The organism is Gallaecimonas sp. GXIMD4217, assembly GCF_038087665.1.
Taxonomy (GTDB): Bacteria; Pseudomonadota; Gammaproteobacteria; order Enterobacterales; family Gallaecimonadaceae; genus Gallaecimonas.
Genome location: NZ_CP149925.1, coordinates 2,313,172 through 2,329,375 on the forward strand (window position 1 = coordinate 2,313,172; position 16,204 = coordinate 2,329,375).

Here is a 16,204-nt window from a genome sequence, read left to right on the forward strand (position 1 = left end):
CTCCTTACACCGGCATGTTCATGACGTCTTGATAGGCCTGCACCACCTTGTTGCGGACCTGGACCGTGGCCTGGAAGGCGATACCGGCCTTCTGGCTGGCGATCATGGCGTCGGCGACGCTCACCTTGGGATCGCCCAGCTCCACGGCCCGGGCCATCTGGGCCGACTCCTGCTGCAGGCCGTTGACATGGTCCAGGGCCTGCTTGAACAGGGAGGCGAAGTCGCCGCTGGGGCCCTTGACGGCATCGCCCTGCCCGACCGGACCACCCAGTTGCTGGGCCTTATCCAGGCCCATGGGCGAACCGAGCTGGCTCTGTGCCTGCCTGGACAGCGCCTGCATTTCCTGCATCAGGGGGTTGGCACCGATTTTCATGTCAAGATCCCGTCATTGCCAAAAGTGGATATCAGGGGTTTTTGCAAGGACCGGGCCAGGCTGTCAGGCCGGCACCTCGATGCCGGCGTCGCGCAGCTTGGCCAGCTTGTAGCGCAGGGTCCTGGGGCTGATCCCCAGGCGCTCGGCCACGGCCTTGCGCGAACCCTGGCACTGCTCGAGGGTGTCGAGGATGATCTGCGCCTCCTGGGCCCTGAGTTCGCCGGTCAGGCCGTCCCCTTCCACCGCCTGGGCCGGCGCCGGCGTCCCTTCGATAAGCAAATCCTCGGCCTGGAGCACCTCGCCCTCGCCGATGATCAGCGCCCGCTGCACGACGTTGTCCAGCTCGCGGACATTGCCCGGCCAGTGGTGGACCAGCAGCCGCTGCTCGGCCTGGGGCGACAGCACCGGCGCGGCGCTGCCGCCGTGCTTTTGCAGCAGGTGGCGGGCCAGGGGCAGGATGTCGCCCGGCCGCTCTTTCAGGGCCGGCCAGGTAAGCGGGAAGACGTTGAGACGGTAGTAGAGATCTTCACGGAACCGGCCTTCGGCCACGGCGTCGGCCAGCTCGCGGTTGGAGGTGGCGATGATGCGCACGTCCAGCTTGACGGTCTTGCGCCCGCCCAGGCGCTCCACTTCCCGCTCCTGCAGCACCCGCAGCAGCTTGGCCTGCAGCTCCAGGGCCATTTCGGTGATCTCGTCCAGCAGCAGGGTGCCGCCGTTGGCCTGCTCGAACTTGCCCGGGCTGGCCTGGATGGCGCCGGTGAAGGCGCCCTTCTCGTAGCCGAACAGGGTGGCTTCGAGCATGTTGTCGGGGATGGCCGCGCAATTGATGGCCACGAAGGGCCGCTCGGCCCGGGCGGACTGCTGGTGCACATGGCGGGCCAGCACTTCCTTGCCGGCGCCGCTCGGGCCCAGCACCATCACTGTGGCATCCGTCCTGGCCACCTTGTCGGCCAGCCTGAGCAGGGCCAGGCTCTTGTCATCGGCCACCACAGGGCCCTGGCCCTTGTCTTCCACCAGGGCGTGGCGGCTGACCAGGTTGACCAGCACCTCGGGGGCAAAGGGCTTGGCCATGTAATCGATGGCGCCCAGCTTGACCGCCTCCACGGCGTCCTGGACCTTGGCGTAGGCGGTCATCACCAGCACCGGCAGCTGCGGCTGGCTGGCCTTGATGGAGCGCAGCAGGGTCATGCCGTCCATGCCGTCCATCTGCACGTCGGTGATCACCAGCTGCACCGGCTGTTTCTTCAGGGTCAGCAGGGCTTCTTCGCCATTGCCGGCCTCCAGAGTCCGGAAACCGGCCAAATTCAGGGTATCGACCAGGGCCTCGCGCAGGGCCAGATCATCTTCGACGATCAACACCAAGGGACTCATGGGCGGGCTCCATCGGCAAGGGGAAAGGTCAGGGTGAAGACGGCGCCGCCGTCGTTGCCGGCCTTGAAATCGGCGCCGTGGGCCCGGCACACCGACTTGACCACCGACAGGCCCAGGCCGGTGCCGTTGACCTTGGTGGTGACGAAAGGCTCGCCGAGGCGGGCCAGCACGGTGTCGGGCAGGCCGGGGCCGTCGTCGGCCAGGCGCAGCGCCAGCCTGCCGTCTTGGCAACGGCCGTGGAGCCGGATCCGCCTGGCGCCGGCCTGGACGGCGTTATGGACCAGGTTGCCCAGGGCCGAAACCAGGGCGCTGCGGTTGCCGACCAGGACGGCGTCCTGTTCCAGGTCCACCTCCAGCTCGGCGCCGTGCTGGCCGAGCATGGATTCGCAGTGTTCCTGCAGCTCCTGCAGCAGCGCCGCGACGGAGATCCGGTCCGCCAGCTTCTGCTCGTCGCTGCGGGCGAACAGCAGCATGTTGTTCATCTGGTTTTCCAGATCCTTGAGCCTGGCCATCAGCCGGCCCTGGAAGCGCTGGCGGGTGCCGTCGTCCAGGGGGGCGGCCAGCTGGCCACCGTAGAGCATGGCCGCCGACAGCGGGGTGCGGATCTGGTGGGCCAGGGAGGCCACCATGCGCCCCAGGGAGGAGAGCCGCTGCATGTGGGAGATGCGGGTCTGCAGTTCCCTGGTGTGGGTCAGATCGGAGATGACGATAAGCTGGCCCGGCTCCCCGTCCAGGGGGCTGATGTCGAGCTTGACCCGGCGGCCGTTGACCAGCGACACCTCATGGCCGTCGTCGGCCCGGGGGCTGAAGGCGCGGCCGGCGATGGTCAGCCAGGCTTCCCCGTCCAGGGGCTCGCCCAGCAGGGCCTTGGCGGTGGCATTGGACTCGCTGATGCGCCCCTGGCCGTCCAGGATCACCACGCCCACCGGCAGGCTGGCCACCAGGGTCTCCAGTCGCTGCAGCCGGTTGGGATTTGCCTTGGCCGTGAAATCCGGCTTGATCAGGGTTGCCAACGCCATAAAAAAACACCTCGACATCAGGGGATGTGGAGGTGTTCTGCAAGGAGAATGCCAAAAAATTCTCCTTTTATTTCATGGCATTATGTGCCGCGAGCGCATCGCCAATTTTCTGACGCTAGTCGCCGCCCTTGTTGAGGCCGTACTTGCGCATCTTCTCCACCAGGGTGGTGCGGCGCATGCCCAGCATGTCGGCGGCCCGGGCCACGACGCCGTCCTGGGCGGCCAGGGCCTGGCGGATCAGATCCAGCTCCATCTCCGACAGCATTTCCTTGAGGTTGATGCCATCCGGGGACAGCATCGGCATGGCCGGCTCCGGCGGCGGCGGCGGCGTGGCGTCGCGATCCGCAAAGATGCCCATCAACGCCTCGCGCTCTTCCAGCTCGCGGTTGTGGATGACCGGCTCGAAGTCGCTGATGCCCAGGTGCTGGTAGGCCTTGGGCAGGTTGCCGGCGTCCACGGTCTGATCCGGATAGAGGATCATCAGCCGCTCCACCAGATTGGCCAGCTCGCGGACGTTGCCCGGCCAGGGGTGCTTCATCAGGGAGTTGATGGCGCGCTGGGACAGCTGTACGCCATGGCCTTCCTCGGACTTGAGGCGGGAGATGATCTCATTGACCAGCAGCGGGATGTCGTCGGCCCGCTCCTTGAGGCCGGGCATCTCTATGGGGAACACATTGAGGCGGTAGTAGAGATCTTCGCGGAACTTGTTGTCGGCGATCATCTTCGGCAGTTCCCTGTGGGTGGCGGCGACGATGCGCACATCCGCCTTGAGCTCCTTGCTGCCGCCGACCCGCTCGAAGGTCCTTTCCTGCAGCACCCTGAGCAGCTTGACCTGCATGTTCAGGGGCATGTCGCCGATCTCGTCCAGGAACAGGGTGCCGCCCTGGGCCAGCTCGAAACGGCCCTTGCGGGCGCTGACGGCGCCGGTGAAGGCGCCCTTCTCGTGGCCGAACAGCTCGCTTTCCAGCAGTTCCGGGGGTATGGCGCCGCAGTTGACCGGCACGAAGGGGCCGTCCTTGCGGCTGGACTGGAAGTGGATGTTACGGGCCACCACTTCCTTGCCGGTGCCCGATTCGCCCAGGATCAGCACGCTGGCATCGGTGGGCGCCACCTGCTGGATGAGGTGACGGACCTCCTGCATGGCCTTGCTCTTGCCCACCAGGGCCCGGAACAGGCGGTGGTTGGAGGTAACGGCCTTGGGCTCCTGGCTGGCCTGTTCGCGGCGCTGCAGGTGGCGGATCAGCTTCTGGAACTGGCCCAGGTTGTAGGGGGCCTCGAGCATGCCCAGGTGGCTGCCGCCAAGCACGGCCTCGCTGTTGTCCAGGGTCAGGTAGGGAATCTGGGCATGCTTGTCCATCAGGGCCGGATCCAGGCCGTCGCCGATCAGGGCCACGCTCCAGCGCCGCTGGGCCAGCTGCTCGCCGGCGTCTTTGGGGCTGGTGACGGCGCATTCTTCCCCCATGAACTCCAGCAACAAAGCCAGTTGTTGACACCTGTCGGTGTTGGCATCTATGACCAGGAAGCCGTTATTGGTCTGCATAACTTCGGAGAACCACCCGTTCCTTCTGCGCAAGCGAGTGCAAGCATTTGTTATAGTTTGACAAAATAGCAGAGTTGCCGGCAACGCCAAGAGCGAGTTGATGCCTGCCGCAAGAAAAAACGCCACCTCTGCGACCTGTGAGTTTACATAAATTTAGCGGTGGCTGTTACATGGCATTGGCCTGACTTTTGCAGAATTTCGACCCATCGCACAGTGGAGATCCCACACCATGTTCAACGACGCATCCATACTGATCACCGGCGGCACCGGCTCCTTTGGCAAGAAGTTCGTACGCCTGCTGCTGGCCCGCTACCGGCCCCGCAAGGTGATCATCCTGTCCCGTGACGAACTCAAGCAATTCGAAATGCAGCAGGAGTTCAACGCCCCCTGCATGCGCTATTTCATTGGCGATGTACGGGACAAGGAGCGTCTGGTCCAGGCCTTCAAGGACGTGGACCATGTGGTGCACGCGGCCGCCCTCAAGCAGGTGCCGGCGGCGGAATACAACCCCATGGAGTGCATCAAGACCAACATCAACGGCGCCGAGAACGTCATCCACGCCGCCCTGGCCAACAACGTCAAGAAGGTCATCGCCCTGTCCACCGACAAGGCCGCCAACCCGGTCAACCTCTACGGCGCCACCAAGCTGGCGTCCGACAAGCTGTTCGTGGCCGCCAACAACATGGCGGGCCAGCACCCGACCCAGTTCTCGGTGGTGCGCTACGGCAACGTGGTGGGCTCAAGGGGCTCGGTGGTGCCCTTCTTCCAGAAACTGCTCGACCAGGGTACGGACCACCTGCCCATCACCCACAGGGACATGACCCGCTTCTGGATCACCCTGGAGCAGGGGGTGGATTTCGTACTCAAGAACTTCGCCCGCATGCAGGGCGGTGAGATCTTCGTGCCCAAGATCCCCTCGGTGCGCATCACCGATCTGGCCCTGTCCATGGCCCCGGCGCTGCCCCATAAGGAGATCGGCATCCGCCCCGGCGAGAAGCTGCACGAGATCATGTGCCCGGCCGACGATTCCCACCTGACCTTCGAATTCGACGACCACTATGTGATAGCCCCCACCATCACCTTCTTCAGCCGCGAGAATGACTTCAGCAGCAACGCCCTCGGCGAGCGGGGCCGGCCGGTGACACAGGGCTTCGAATACAACTCCAGCAACAACCCGGACTTCCTGACCGTGGATGCACTCAAGGCCCTGAACGCACAGGTACTGGCATGATCCCCTACGGCAGGCAGTGCCTGGACCAGGACGACATCCAGGCGGTGGTCGAGGTACTGAGCAGCGACTTCCTGACCCAGGGGCCGGCGGTGCCCGAATTCGAACGGGCGGTGGCACGGTACTGCGGCGCCGCCCATGCCGTGGCCTGCAGTTCCGCCACCTCGGCCCTGCACCTGGCCTGCCTGGCCCTGGGCCTGGGCCAGGGGGACAGGCTCTGGACCAGCGCCATCTCCTTCGTGGCCTCCGCCAACTGCGGCCGCTACTGTGGCGCCGAGGTGGATTTCGTGGATGTGGACCCGCGCAGTGGCAACATCAGCGTCCAGGCCCTGGCCGACAAGCTGGCCGACGCCGAGCGGGACGGCACCCTGCCCAAGGTGCTGGTGGCCGTACACCTGGCCGGCCAGAGCTGCGACATGGCCGCCATCGCCGAACTGGCGAGCCGGTACGGCTTCCGGGTCATCGAAGATGCCAGCCACGCCCTGGGCGGCCGCCATGCTGGCCAGCCCATCGGCAACTGCCGGCACAGCGACATCACCGTGTTCAGCTTCCACCCGGTCAAGCCCATCACCGCCGGCGAGGGCGGCATGGCCGTCACCCAGGATGAGACGCTGGCCGGGCGCATGGCCCTGCTCAGGAGCCACGGCATCAGCCGGGAGCCACAGCAGATGACGGCGGAGCCGGACGGGCCCTGGGCCTATGCCCAGGTCGAACTGGGCTTCAATTACCGGCTTTCCGATCTCCACGCCGCCCTGGGGCTGAGCCAGCTGGCCAAGCTGGACGCCTTCTCCGAGCGCCGCCGGCAACTGGCCGCCCGCTATGACGCCGCCCTGCCGGCGCCCTGGCGTCCCCTGGCCATCGCCGAGCCGGCAGACTGTGCCTACCACCTCTATGTGGCCCAGCGGCCGGTGGCCGACCTGACCGAGAAAAGGCGTATCTACGACGGGCTGTGCCGGGCCGGCGTGCAGAGCAACGTCCATTACATCCCCATCCCCTCCCAGCCCTATTACCAGGCGCTGGGCCAGGACATGAACCGGTATCCGGGGGCCTGGCGCTATTACCTGGACAGCTTCACCCTGCCGTTGTTCGTCACGCTCGGTGACCAGCAGCAGCGGCAGGTGCTTGACGCCCTGGAGCAGTAGACAGATGAAGATAGCGGTGATCCCCGCCAGGGGGGGCAGCAAACGCATCCCCCGCAAGAACCTGCGCCCCTTCTGCGGCAAGCCCATCATGGCCTACGCCATAGAGGCCGCCCTGGCCAGCGGCTGCTTCGACCTGGTACTGGTGTCCACCGACGACCAGGAAATGGCCGCCGTGGCCAGGGCTTGGGGGGCGGAAACCCCCTTTGTCCGTCCCGCCGCTCTGGCCGACGACGTCACCGGCACCAATGCCGTGGCCGCCCATGCCATCGACTGGTTCCAGCAGCAGGGACAACAGGTGACCGCCGCCTGCTGCCTCTATGCCACGGCGCCCTTCCTGACCCCGGACATCATCCGGGCCGGCGACAGGCTGCTGAGCCAGGCCCCAGACGCCGGCTTCGTGGTCACGGTCACCGAGTTCGAATTCCCCATCCAGAGGGCGGTTGGCATCGCCGACAACGGCCGGCTGGCGCTGCGCGAGCCCCAGCACCTGAAGAGCCGCTCCCAGGATCTGACCCCCTTCTATCACGACGCCGGCCAGCTCTACTGGGGCCGCAGCGCCGCCTTCCTGGAGGACTGGCCCCTGTTCGGCGACAGGACGGTGCCGCTGCTGCTGCCCCGGGAAAGGGTGCAGGACATCGACACCGACGCCGACTGGCGCCGCGCCGAGCTGATGTACCAGGTCTGGCGCCGACAGCTCGAACAGGGAGACCAGTGACATGCTGCCCAGGGAACCCATTTCGCTGCTGGTGGACAACGATTCCTGGATCCTGCCCCATGTGCAGGCACTGCAAACGGCACTGGCGGATCTCGGCTATGCCGCCAGCCTGTGCCGCCACGCCGACCAGGTTCGCCCCGGCATCGCCTGCTTCATGCTGGGCTGCGTCAGCCTGGTCCCCGAAGAGGTGCTGGCGCGCAACAAGCACAACCTGGTGGTCCACGAGAGCGCCCTGCCCCAGGGACGCGGCTTCGCCCCCATGACCTGGCAGATCCTGGCGGGGCGCAACAGCATCCCCATCTGCCTGCTGGAGGCCACCGCCGAGGCCGATGCCGGCCCCATCTGGCTCAGGGACAGCATCGAACTGGACGGCAGCGAACTCTGCGATGAGTGGCGCCGGCGCCAGGGCGAGGCCACGGTACGCCTGTGCCTGGATTTCGTGCAACGCTACCAGAGCCTGCAACCCCAGGCCCAGCAGGGCGAGGCCAGCCACTACCGGCGCCGTGGGCCGGCCGACAGCGAGCTGGATCCCAACCTCAGCCTGGCCGAACAGTTCGAGCTGCTGCGGGTGGTGGACAACGAGCGCTACCCGGCCTTCTTCCATTACCGGGGCCGGCGCTACCGTCTCGCCATCACCCCGGATGAAGGACAGGACCATGACTGACGGCATGCCGGTTGCCTTCAGGGTCGACGCCTGCCCCGCCATCGGCGCCGGGCACCTGCACCGCTGCCTGCACCTGGCCAGGGCCCTGGCCGAGCTGGGCGCCCGGGTTCGCTTTCTGATCCGGCCCCACCCACAGAGCCTGCACGGCCTGGTCGAGGAGGCGGGCTTCGGCCTTGAGCTGCTGCCGCCACCGCACTGGCAGGTCAAGCCTGCCGAGTCCCTGGACAGCCACAAGGCCTGGCTGGGCAAGACAGCGGCAGAGGATGCGGCGGAAACGGCGCGCCTGCTGAACGGGGACGATCTGCTCGTCTGCGACCATTACGGCATCGACGAACCCTGGCTGGCGCCGATCCGCGATCGCTGCCGGCTGGTGGCGGCACTGGACGACACCGCCAGCCGCAGGCTGGGGGTGGACGTGCTGATCAACAGCCTGCCGTCGGCAAGGGCCGATGACTACCGGGACCTGATCCGGCCCGACACCCAACTGCTGCTGGGTGCAGACTATGTGCCCCTGGGCGCCTCCTGGCCGGTCCAAAGAGCCGGTTACCGGCCCGGTGACAGCATCGACAGGGTGCTGTTCTGCCCGGGCGGAACGGATCCCTTCGGGCTCAGCGAGCGGTTGCTGCCGCACCTGGTCGGGGCCGCGCCGGACGTGCAGTTCCACCTGGCCCTGCACGCCCCGCCACAGCGCCAGCGGCAACTGCGCCTGGCCCTGGACGGCCTTGGCAACGTCCGCTGCCACTTCGCCCTGACCGATCTGGCCGGGTTGGCCGCCGGCATGGATCTGGCCATCGGCAATGCCGGCAGCGGCGCCTGGGAACGGGCCTGCCTGGGGCTGGCCCAGATCGCCATTCGCACCACCCCGGACCAGCACCGCATCGCCCACTGCCTGGCGGAGCAGGCACTGGCGCCGGTGTTCGACCAGGACGATGCCGCCCTGGTGGACAAGGTGTTGGCAGCCTTCCTCGCACTGAGGGACAATCCCCGCCAACGCCAACAGCTTGCCGATAACGGCAAACGACTTATCGACGGCCGGGGCTGCTCGCGCATCGCCCGGATCCTGGCCGCGCGCTACCAAGACAGAGGAGCCAGCCATGCATTGGTCCCGTGAATTCAGCATTGGCCGCCGCCAGGTGGGCGACGGCCACCCCGCCTATATCATTGCCGAGATCGGCTCCAACCATAACCAGTCCCTGGCCCGGGCCAAGGAACTGATCGAGATGGCCAAGGAGGCCGGCGCCGACGCCGCCAAGTTCCAGTCGCTGCGCTACGACAAGCTGTACCGGGATGCCAATGCCCCGGCCGGCATCCAGGCGCTGTTCAGGCAGATCGAGCTGACCGAACAGTGGCACCTGGAACTGGCCGAGCACTGCCGCCGGCTCGACATCGACTTCTTCTCCGCCCCCACCTACCCCGAGGCGGTGGACTGGCTGCAGAAGGCCGGGGCCGAGGTGATCAAGGTGGCCTCGCCCCAGTTCGGCCTCTACCCCGAGGTACTGGATGCGGCCATCAACACCGGCAAGCCGCTGATCATGTCCGCCGGCCTGTCCGGCTACGGCGAAATAGAAGAGGTGCTGCGCCACTGCCAGCGCCGTGAGGCGCGGGATCTGGTGCTGCTGCACTGCGTTTCCCAGTACCCGACACCGCCGGCCAACGGCAATCTCAGGGTGATCCAGACCCTGCGCCAGGCCTACGGCTGCCTGACCGGCTACTCGGATCACACCCTGGGCATTCACTTCCCCATCGCCGCCGTGGCCCTGGGCGCCTGCGTCATCGAGAAACATTTCACCCCGGACCGCAACCTGCCCGGGCCGGACCACCACTTCGCCATCGAGCCCCAGGAATTCAAGGCCATGGTCCAGGGGATCCGCGACATCGAGGTCGGCCTGGGAGACGGCATCAAGGCGCCCCTCAGCGACTGGGAACGCCAGCACCGCGAAAACATCACCATGAAACTGGTGGTGGACAAAGCCGTGCCGGCCGGCGCCGCCATCACCGCCAAGGCCCTGACCTTCAGGCGCGGCGACGGCGGCATCCCCAGGCACCAGCTTGAGCTGGCGACGCAATTCCGCCTCAAGAAGGATCGCCAGCTTGAGGCCGGCGACCTGGTGCAATGGCAGGATCTGGAGTTCAACGACCATGACGCTTGACGGCCGCAAGGCCCTGCTCATCAACCTGGGCTGGGAACAGCGCCCCTACCTGGACCGGCTGCTGGCGCTGGGAGTCGAGGTGTACGGGGTGCATCATGAGCCCCTTTCGGCCCCTCTGCCCGGCCTGGCCGAGCTGCTGATCTGCCCCTATTTCGATACCGATACCATCACCGCCTTTGCCCGCCGCCACCAGGTGGAGGCCGTGATCAGCGACCAGTGCGACTACGCCCTCTTCGCCAGCGCCGTGGTCAGCCAGCGCCTGGGCCTGCCCGGCCCCGGGGTGGATGCGGCCCTGAAGACCACCAACAAATACCTGCAGCGCCAGGCCCTGGAGGGCAGCGGCATCCGCCAGCCACAATACCGGCTCTGCCTGCACCCGGATGACGTCCTGGCCTTCGGCCGGGAGCAGGGCTATCCGCTCATCGTCAAGCCGGTGGACGCCAGGGGCAGCTTCGGGGTCAGCAAGGTCACGGGCCCGGCCCAGGCCGCCGAGGCCTTCTGGGCCGCCCTGGCCCAGAGCCCGGCCAGGCAGGTGATCTGCGAGCGCTTCATCCACGGCACCCAGCTCACCGTCGACGGCTTCTGCCTGGACGGCATCCCGCGCTCCCTGGCCGTGGCCAGCAAGGGCATGCTGGACGAGCAGCGCCAGGTGGCGGTGGACATCCATTACCCGGCCCGCATCGCCCCGGGGCTCAGGGACAAGGCCCTGGCCAACAACGATGCCGTTGCCAGGGCCCTGGGCCTGGAGTACGGCTTCCTCCATGGCGAGTACATGCTGACCGACGACGGCGAGCTGTACCTGATCGAGCTGGCCAACCGCGGCGGCGGCTGCCACACCTCCACCCACATAATACCGGCCATCAGCGGCATCAATGTCATGGATGCACTGATCTACGCCGCCTTTGGCCAGCAGGCCCCCTGCCTTGATACCGCATCACGGGACGGGGTACTGCTGAAATTCTTCCGCTTCGAGCGGCAGGGCCGGCTGCTGGCCCTGGCCGGCTGGGAGGACGCCCTGGCCATGCCCGGGGTGCTGACCGGCCGGGTCAACCTGAACCCGGGTGACGCCATCACCGACATTTCCAACGACGCCAACCGCCATGGTTTCTTCATCGTCGCCGGTCCAGAGGACAGCCTCCATGACCGCTACCAGGCGGCGCTAGCGCGCCTAAGGATCACAGTGCAATGACCGCCCTGTTCGATTTCAACTACCACCTGCCCAGGGTCGAGCCCGGCCTCGACCTGCAGCACCCCGCCCGGGCCGAGGCCCTGCAGGCGGCCATAGACCAGGAATATCATCTGCTCGACCACGACTGGCAGGCCCTGCTGGCCCAGGCCGGTGAGCAGAGCCGACAACGCTGCCAGGCCGGCGCCCACCTGATGGTGCTGGACAGCCGCTTCGCCCAAAACGACAGCTGCCTGAACTGGCTGCAGCGGCACAGGCAAAATCCCACCACCCTGCTGGTGGACTTTCGCGCCGACGACATCAGGACCCAGCTGGCCAACATCGCCGACGCCGGCGCCAGGGGCATCAAGTTCCATCCCTACCTGCAGGCCATCACCAGCGCCGATCACGAGGCGGTCCAGGCCTGCGCCAGCCATGCCCAGGCGCTGGGCCTGTGGATCAGCGTCGACTGCAGCTACGGCACCCTGGCCCTGTACCGGTGCAGTGGCCCGGAGCTGCTGGCCGCCCTGCTGCCCACCATCAACAAGGTGCCGGTGTTCGCCCTGCATTTCGGCGGTCCCCGCATCCTGGATGTGATGATGCTGGCCCTGGCCGCCCCCAATCTCTACCTGGACACCTCGCTGTCGCTGAGCTTCTGGAAAGGCAGCACAGTGGACCAGGATCTGGCCTTCGCCATAGGCCGGCTGGGCGCCGAGCGCTTCCTGTTTGGCACCGATCAGCCGTTCATCGCCTTCGAACAGGCGGTCAACGACATGGCAAGCTTCATGGACCGCTTCAAGCTCAACGAGGCGCAGTGCCGCTGGCTCTGGCGGGACAGCGCCCTGTCACTGATGTCGAGGTACGGCCAATGAGCAAGCGCCCCTACGGCCCCTCCCGGCGGGTCGACGCCATTCCCCAGGCCATGTCCATCTACATCAACCAGCTGGTCTACCAGCTCAGGCGCCAGGGCCGCGCCATCACCTCCCTGTCATTGGGAGAGGCCTTCTTCGAGCTGCCACAGCTGGACTGGGAGGGTATCGACACCGAGGCCGGTTACCATTATTCGGACAGCCAGGGCCTGCCCGAGCTGAGGGAGCAGATCAGCCGCTATTACCGCCGCCAATACCAGGCCGATGTGGGCCCCGACGATCTGCTGATCTCCTGCGGCTCCAAACCGCTCATTTACCTGTGCATGCTGGCCACGGCCGAGCCGGGCGACGAGGTGCTGATCCACGAGCCGGGCTGGCTCAGCTATGTGGAGCAGGCCAGGCTGGCGGGCCTGGAAACCCGCTATCTGCCTTATGATCTGCCCCTGGCGGAGGTGGGGCGCCATTTTTCCGACAGGACCCGGCTGCTGATCATCAACAACCCCAACAACCCGGCCGGTCGCCTCTACAGCAAGGCGGAGCTGCACTGCCTGTACCAGCAGTGCCGGGCCCACGGTATCTACCTGCTGGTGGACGAGGCCTACAGCGACTTCGTCGACGAGCCCTTCACCAGCCTGTGGAACCTGGAGGAAGACCGCAGTGGCATGCTTATCGTCAATTCCCTGTCCAAGAACCTGGGCATGTCGGGCTGGCGGCTGGGCTACGTCATTGCCCCCCCGGAGCTGCTGACGGCGCTGCTCAAGCTCAACCAGCACCTGCTCACCTGCGCTCCCACCCTGCTGGCCCAGTACGTGGCGAGGCGTTTCGACGATCTGGTGGCCCATACCCGCGGCCAGATCGGCGCTCTTGTCGCCAAACGCCGGCGGCTGCGCCAGGCGCTGGTAGACCTGGGACTCGACGCCATGGCCGGTGACGCCACCTTCTACTTCTTCGTCGATGTCGGCGCCTATCCCCACGGCACCCTGAACCTGGCCCTGGATCTGCTGCTCAACCACGGCATTGCCGTGGTACCGGGCGGCGCCTATGGCGACAGCACGGCCCACTTCATTCGCCTGTCCATCGGTACCGAAAGCGAAGAGGACATCCTGGCGGCGCTGAAGGTGATCAAGGAAAAACTACGGCCGGACTGCCCCCTGGCGGATCTGGATCCACAACTACGGGCGCTGGGGCTGCCCCTGTGGGAGGACGCATGAACAAGGTATTGGTGGTGGCCGCCCATCCGGACGACGAGGTGCTGGGCTGTGGTGGCACCCTGGCCAAGCACGTGGCCGCGGGCGACAGCGTCGAGGTGCTGTTCATGGCCGACGGTGTCGGGGCCCGCAGCCCGGACCAGCAGGACCAGGCCCTGGCCAGCCGCAACAGGGCCGCAGAGGACGCCGCCGCCCGCCTGGGGATCAGCCGCCTGCACTGCCTTGGCCTGGCCGACAACCGCCTGGACGGCTACCCGCTACTGGATCTGGTGCAGGCCCTGGAAGCCAAACTGGCCGGGATCCGCCCCGACATCATCTACAGCCACCACCATGGCGATCTCAACATCGACCACAGGCTGACCCACCAGGCGGTGATGACGGCCTGCCGGCCCCTGCCCGGCAGCAGCGTCAAGCGCCTCTATGCCTTCGAAGTCCAGTCCAGCACCGAGTGGGCCCTGCAGGGGCAGGGCTTCGTGCCCAACGTCTTCGTGGACATCAGTGACCACCTGGACGTCAAGCTCCAGGCACTGGGCTGTTATCAGGAAGAGATGCGGCCCTCCCCCCACGCCCGCTCGGTAGAGGCGGTCGAAGCCCTGGCCAGGTGGCGTGGCGCCTCCGTCGGCCAGGGGCCGACGGAGGCCTTTGTGCTGCTCAGGCAGTGCGATTAGCGCCAGATGTGGCCCAGCTGTGAGGCATCGGGGGCCAGCCCCTGGGCCAGCAGCTTGGCCTTGGTGGCCTTGAGGTAGGCGATGAGGATGGCGCGGCCGTCCTCAAAGTTGGCCAGGCCCTCCTCCGGCGTTTGCGGCATCAGCAGCAGCTTGACCAGGGAGGAATGGCAGTACAGCAGGGTGCCCCTGAGCATGTCGGCCAGGTAGGCGGTTTCGCCCTGGTGGCCCACCAGCTCGTCGAACTGCTGCTGCAGCAGCGCCAGGGCTTGACTGCGGCTCTGCACAGGCCCAGCCACCAGCTCGACCAGCCGGTCCACCAGCTGGGCAAATTCCTGGCCTGAGCCTATGACTTCCATGCGCGCCGGCAGCGCCTCGGGCGCCTGGATGGAGGCGGCCTCCATCAGGGCGTCGCAGTAGGCGTCCTTGTCCAGCGCCACGGGCGGCAACGCCACCTTGTCCACCGCTATGGGGGTGGCGCCGTCGATAAAGGCACCCTCGGCGGTGTTGTAGCAGTTAAGGTCGGGCGCCAGCTTGAGCAGCTCCTCGATGGACATCCGCGAGTAGTTGAAAATCGCCGAGGTATAGACCTCGCCACCAAAGTTGGCCGGCACCTTGACCGCCTTCTGGGCATTGATGTCGAACAGGGCCTTGTCGTCACCTTCCTGATCGAAATAGATGCTGCCCTGGGCATGGTGCTGCTCACCGGGAAAGCCCATGTCCACACCCACCAGCACCACATCCCTGAAGCCCAGGGCCTCGGCGAAGGCCAGGGCGCAGTTGGACACGGTGGGGTTGCAGAAGTTGAGGGTGGAGATGGCCGGGTAACCGTCCAGCAACACCGAGGCCGCCTCGTTGAACTTCTTGGCCATCAGCACCCTGCCGAACTTGGCCGGCACTTCCGGGTGCACGGTGTTGAGGGTCAGCAGGCGCAGGCCGGCCAGGTAGTCGTCGTCCCCGATGGCGTTGAGCACGTCCCGGGTCACGGCGGTGCGCTCCATCTCCACATGGAAGTCCGGCCTGATGCCGTGGCGATGCAGGGCCTTGAGGGCGGTGCCGCAGCTGATGATCACCGCCCTGTCCTGCCAGGCCCTGAGCTGGGACCAGGCCTTGTCCAGGGAAGGACCGTTGCCGACGATGATCACCGGCAGCGCTTGGGGGTCCTTGCGGCGGCTCAGGAAGGGGGTGCCGGCCCTGATGTTGTGGTACTGGTGGGCCAGGCTCATCAGGGCATCGTCGAAGAAGCCGTAGCCGAACATCAGCTCGTAGCACTTCTTCTTGAACACTTCGATGGCGTGGGCCATGTTGGCGTCCAGGTAATGGACGTAGCAGTAGCTGAAGCTGGCCTCGTACTGGCCGTCGACGATCATCTGCCGGCTCAGGGCCTGGAAGAAGTCGTCGGCGTCGGCGCCCAGGCAGAGGTGGAAGCGGGCATCCAGCTCGTCCAGGCGCTTGAGCAGCGCCGCCCAGTCCACCACATGGAGGCTGGCGTAGAAGAAGTCCGGGTTGGGCTCGTAGAGGAACAGCCGGCGGATGTCCCGCTCCTGGACCAGCTTTTCCATGTCGAAGCCCAGGCCGATGCCGAATACGATCAGGGAGTTGATCACCTCGGGCAGGTGCTCCTTGGCCTGCTGGCGGTCGAGCCGCTCCCCCGACAGGGCCAGCATCTTGTTCAGGTACTCCACGTGCACGAAATTGCAGTGGTTGTCCGGATCCGCCTGCCAGTCGAAATAGGTGGTGATGGGGCTGGCACAAAAGCGCAGGTACTGGGCCAGGATCTGCTGGTAGGCGTTTTGCGGGTAAACCAGGCCGTCATCCTGGTTGTTGACCAGGTTCACGTCCCCCGGCGCCACCACGATCTCGAACTGCCTGGGCTGGTAGCCGGCCAGGGCCTGGGCCACGTCCGGCAGATATTGCTCCAGCGCCGCCATGTTATTGGCGAAGCGGGCCTCGTAGTCGATGTCGGGCAGCGCCAGTCCGGCCACTTCCGTCTCGACGAATTTCTCGCTCTCAACCCGTTTCTGGAGCTTTTGCTGGATCTTTTCCAGTTCGGCTATTTTGGCGTGGATGTCGTGTTCGAGTTCAGACATGGCCT

Annotated in this window: 15 protein-coding genes; 10 read left to right on the forward strand and 5 right to left on the reverse strand. The window is 66.3% G+C overall.

Going from position 1 to position 16,204, the window contains the following annotated elements:
• Positions 1 to 4: 4 nt before the first annotated feature.
• From fliE to WDB71_RS11360, 4 genes are all read right to left on the reverse strand, one after another.
• A complete protein-coding gene (gene fliE / locus WDB71_RS11345) occupies positions 5 to 373 on the reverse strand; it encodes a flagellar hook-basal body complex protein FliE (RefSeq protein ID WP_341501699.1) in 369 nt (122 codons plus the stop codon).
• 63 nt (positions 374 to 436) lie between these two features.
• Positions 437 to 1,744 (reverse strand): sigma-54 dependent transcriptional regulator, encoded by a 1,308-nt coding sequence (locus tag WDB71_RS11350; protein WP_341501700.1) that lies wholly within the window; start codon positions 1,742 to 1,744, stop codon positions 437 to 439.
• Entirely contained in the window at positions 1,741 to 2,763 is a 1,023-nt protein-coding gene (locus tag WDB71_RS11355; RefSeq protein WP_341501701.1) for a PAS domain-containing sensor histidine kinase, read from the reverse strand. The genes WDB71_RS11350 and WDB71_RS11355 overlap by 4 nt, the downstream gene beginning before the upstream one ends.
• A 115-nt stretch (positions 2,764 to 2,878) precedes the next feature.
• Positions 2,879 to 4,303 carry a sigma-54 dependent transcriptional regulator gene (locus tag WDB71_RS11360; protein WP_341501702.1) on the reverse strand — a complete coding sequence of 475 codons (1,425 nt, stop codon included), beginning with the start codon at positions 4,301 to 4,303 and terminating at the stop codon, positions 2,879 to 2,881.
• A gap of 229 nt (positions 4,304 to 4,532) precedes the next feature.
• Between WDB71_RS11360 and pseB the strand changes: the two genes are divergently transcribed.
• From pseB to WDB71_RS11410, 10 genes are read left to right on the forward strand one after another with little or no spacing between them, the layout of a single operon-like run.
• The gene (gene pseB, locus WDB71_RS11365) at positions 4,533 to 5,534 is read left to right on the forward strand and encodes a UDP-N-acetylglucosamine 4,6-dehydratase (inverting) (protein ID WP_341501703.1); all 1,002 of its coding nucleotides are present in this window, start codon (positions 4,533 to 4,535) and stop codon (positions 5,532 to 5,534) included.
• The gene (gene pseC, locus WDB71_RS11370) at positions 5,531 to 6,673 is read left to right on the forward strand and encodes a UDP-4-amino-4,6-dideoxy-N-acetyl-beta-L-altrosamine transaminase (RefSeq protein WP_341501704.1); all 1,143 of its coding nucleotides are present in this window, start codon (positions 5,531 to 5,533) and stop codon (positions 6,671 to 6,673) included. Before pseB ends, pseC begins: the two co-directional genes overlap by 4 nt.
• A 4-nt stretch (positions 6,674 to 6,677) precedes the next feature.
• Entirely contained in the window at positions 6,678 to 7,388 is a 711-nt protein-coding gene (gene pseF / locus WDB71_RS11375) for a pseudaminic acid cytidylyltransferase (protein ID WP_341501705.1), read from the forward strand.
• A 1-nt stretch (position 7,389) separates the two neighbouring features.
• Positions 7,390 to 8,052, forward strand: coding sequence for a formyltransferase family protein (locus tag WDB71_RS11380; protein WP_341501706.1), 663 nt, complete (start codon positions 7,390 to 7,392; stop codon positions 8,050 to 8,052).
• Positions 8,045 to 9,163 (forward strand): UDP-2,4-diacetamido-2,4,6-trideoxy-beta-L-altropyranose hydrolase, encoded by a 1,119-nt coding sequence (gene pseG, locus WDB71_RS11385; RefSeq protein ID WP_341501707.1) that lies wholly within the window; start codon positions 8,045 to 8,047, stop codon positions 9,161 to 9,163. Before WDB71_RS11380 ends, pseG begins: the two co-directional genes overlap by 8 nt.
• Entirely contained in the window at positions 9,147 to 10,202 is a 1,056-nt protein-coding gene (locus WDB71_RS11390) for an N-acetylneuraminate synthase family protein (protein WP_341501708.1), read from the forward strand. Before pseG ends, WDB71_RS11390 begins: the two co-directional genes overlap by 17 nt.
• A complete protein-coding gene (locus WDB71_RS11395; RefSeq protein WP_341501709.1) occupies positions 10,192 to 11,391 on the forward strand; it encodes an ATP-grasp domain-containing protein in 1,200 nt (399 codons plus the stop codon). The genes WDB71_RS11390 and WDB71_RS11395 overlap by 11 nt, the downstream gene beginning before the upstream one ends.
• Positions 11,388 to 12,239, forward strand: coding sequence for an amidohydrolase family protein (locus tag WDB71_RS11400; protein ID WP_341501710.1), 852 nt, complete (start codon positions 11,388 to 11,390; stop codon positions 12,237 to 12,239). Before WDB71_RS11395 ends, WDB71_RS11400 begins: the two co-directional genes overlap by 4 nt.
• Positions 12,236 to 13,447 (forward strand): pyridoxal phosphate-dependent aminotransferase, encoded by a 1,212-nt coding sequence (locus WDB71_RS11405; RefSeq protein WP_341501711.1) that lies wholly within the window; start codon positions 12,236 to 12,238, stop codon positions 13,445 to 13,447. Before WDB71_RS11400 ends, WDB71_RS11405 begins: the two co-directional genes overlap by 4 nt.
• Complete coding sequence (locus tag WDB71_RS11410) at positions 13,444 to 14,112, forward strand: PIG-L deacetylase family protein (RefSeq protein ID WP_341501712.1); 669 nt, start codon at positions 13,444 to 13,446, stop codon at positions 14,110 to 14,112. Before WDB71_RS11405 ends, WDB71_RS11410 begins: the two co-directional genes overlap by 4 nt.
• On the opposite strand, the gene WDB71_RS11415 is transcribed toward WDB71_RS11410, so the two are convergent.
• Positions 14,109 to 16,199: a 6-hydroxymethylpterin diphosphokinase MptE-like protein gene (locus tag WDB71_RS11415; RefSeq protein WP_341501713.1), complete on the reverse strand. Its 2,091-nt coding sequence runs from the start codon at positions 16,197 to 16,199 to the stop codon at positions 14,109 to 14,111. The two genes, WDB71_RS11410 and WDB71_RS11415, sit on opposite strands and share 4 nt — an antisense overlap.
• Between the last annotated feature and the right edge of the window lie 5 nt (positions 16,200 to 16,204).

Excerpts from the sequence above, each read along its gene's own strand:
- WDB71_RS11350 (WP_341501700.1), bottom strand. The coding sequence starts at position 1,744 with ATGAGTCCCTTGGTGTTGATCGTCGAAGATGATCTGGCCCTGCGCGAG.
- WDB71_RS11355 (WP_341501701.1), bottom strand. The coding sequence starts at position 2,763 with ATGGCGTTGGCAACCCTGATCAAGCCGGATTTCACGGCCAAGGCAAAT.
- fliE (WP_341501699.1), bottom strand. The coding sequence starts at position 373 with ATGAAAATCGGTGCCAACCCCCTGATGCAGGAAATGCAGGCGCTGTCC.
- WDB71_RS11410 (WP_341501712.1), top strand. The coding sequence starts at position 13,444 with ATGAACAAGGTATTGGTGGTGGCCGCCCATCCGGACGACGAGGTGCTG.
- pseG (WP_341501707.1), top strand. The coding sequence starts at position 8,045 with ATGACTGACGGCATGCCGGTTGCCTTCAGGGTCGACGCCTGCCCCGCC.
- pseB (WP_341501703.1), top strand. The coding sequence starts at position 4,533 with ATGTTCAACGACGCATCCATACTGATCACCGGCGGCACCGGCTCCTTT.
- WDB71_RS11380 (WP_341501706.1), top strand. The coding sequence starts at position 7,390 with ATGCTGCCCAGGGAACCCATTTCGCTGCTGGTGGACAACGATTCCTGG.
- WDB71_RS11360 (WP_341501702.1), bottom strand. The coding sequence starts at position 4,303 with ATGCAGACCAATAACGGCTTCCTGGTCATAGATGCCAACACCGACAGG.
- WDB71_RS11395 (WP_341501709.1), top strand. The coding sequence starts at position 10,192 with ATGACGCTTGACGGCCGCAAGGCCCTGCTCATCAACCTGGGCTGGGAA.
- WDB71_RS11405 (WP_341501711.1), top strand. The coding sequence starts at position 12,236 with ATGAGCAAGCGCCCCTACGGCCCCTCCCGGCGGGTCGACGCCATTCCC.
- pseC (WP_341501704.1), top strand. The coding sequence starts at position 5,531 with ATGATCCCCTACGGCAGGCAGTGCCTGGACCAGGACGACATCCAGGCG.
- WDB71_RS11390 (WP_341501708.1), top strand. The coding sequence starts at position 9,147 with ATGCATTGGTCCCGTGAATTCAGCATTGGCCGCCGCCAGGTGGGCGAC.
- WDB71_RS11415 (WP_341501713.1), bottom strand. The coding sequence starts at position 16,199 with ATGTCTGAACTCGAACACGACATCCACGCCAAAATAGCCGAACTGGAA.
- pseF (WP_341501705.1), top strand. The coding sequence starts at position 6,678 with ATGAAGATAGCGGTGATCCCCGCCAGGGGGGGCAGCAAACGCATCCCC.
- WDB71_RS11400 (WP_341501710.1), top strand. The coding sequence starts at position 11,388 with ATGACCGCCCTGTTCGATTTCAACTACCACCTGCCCAGGGTCGAGCCC.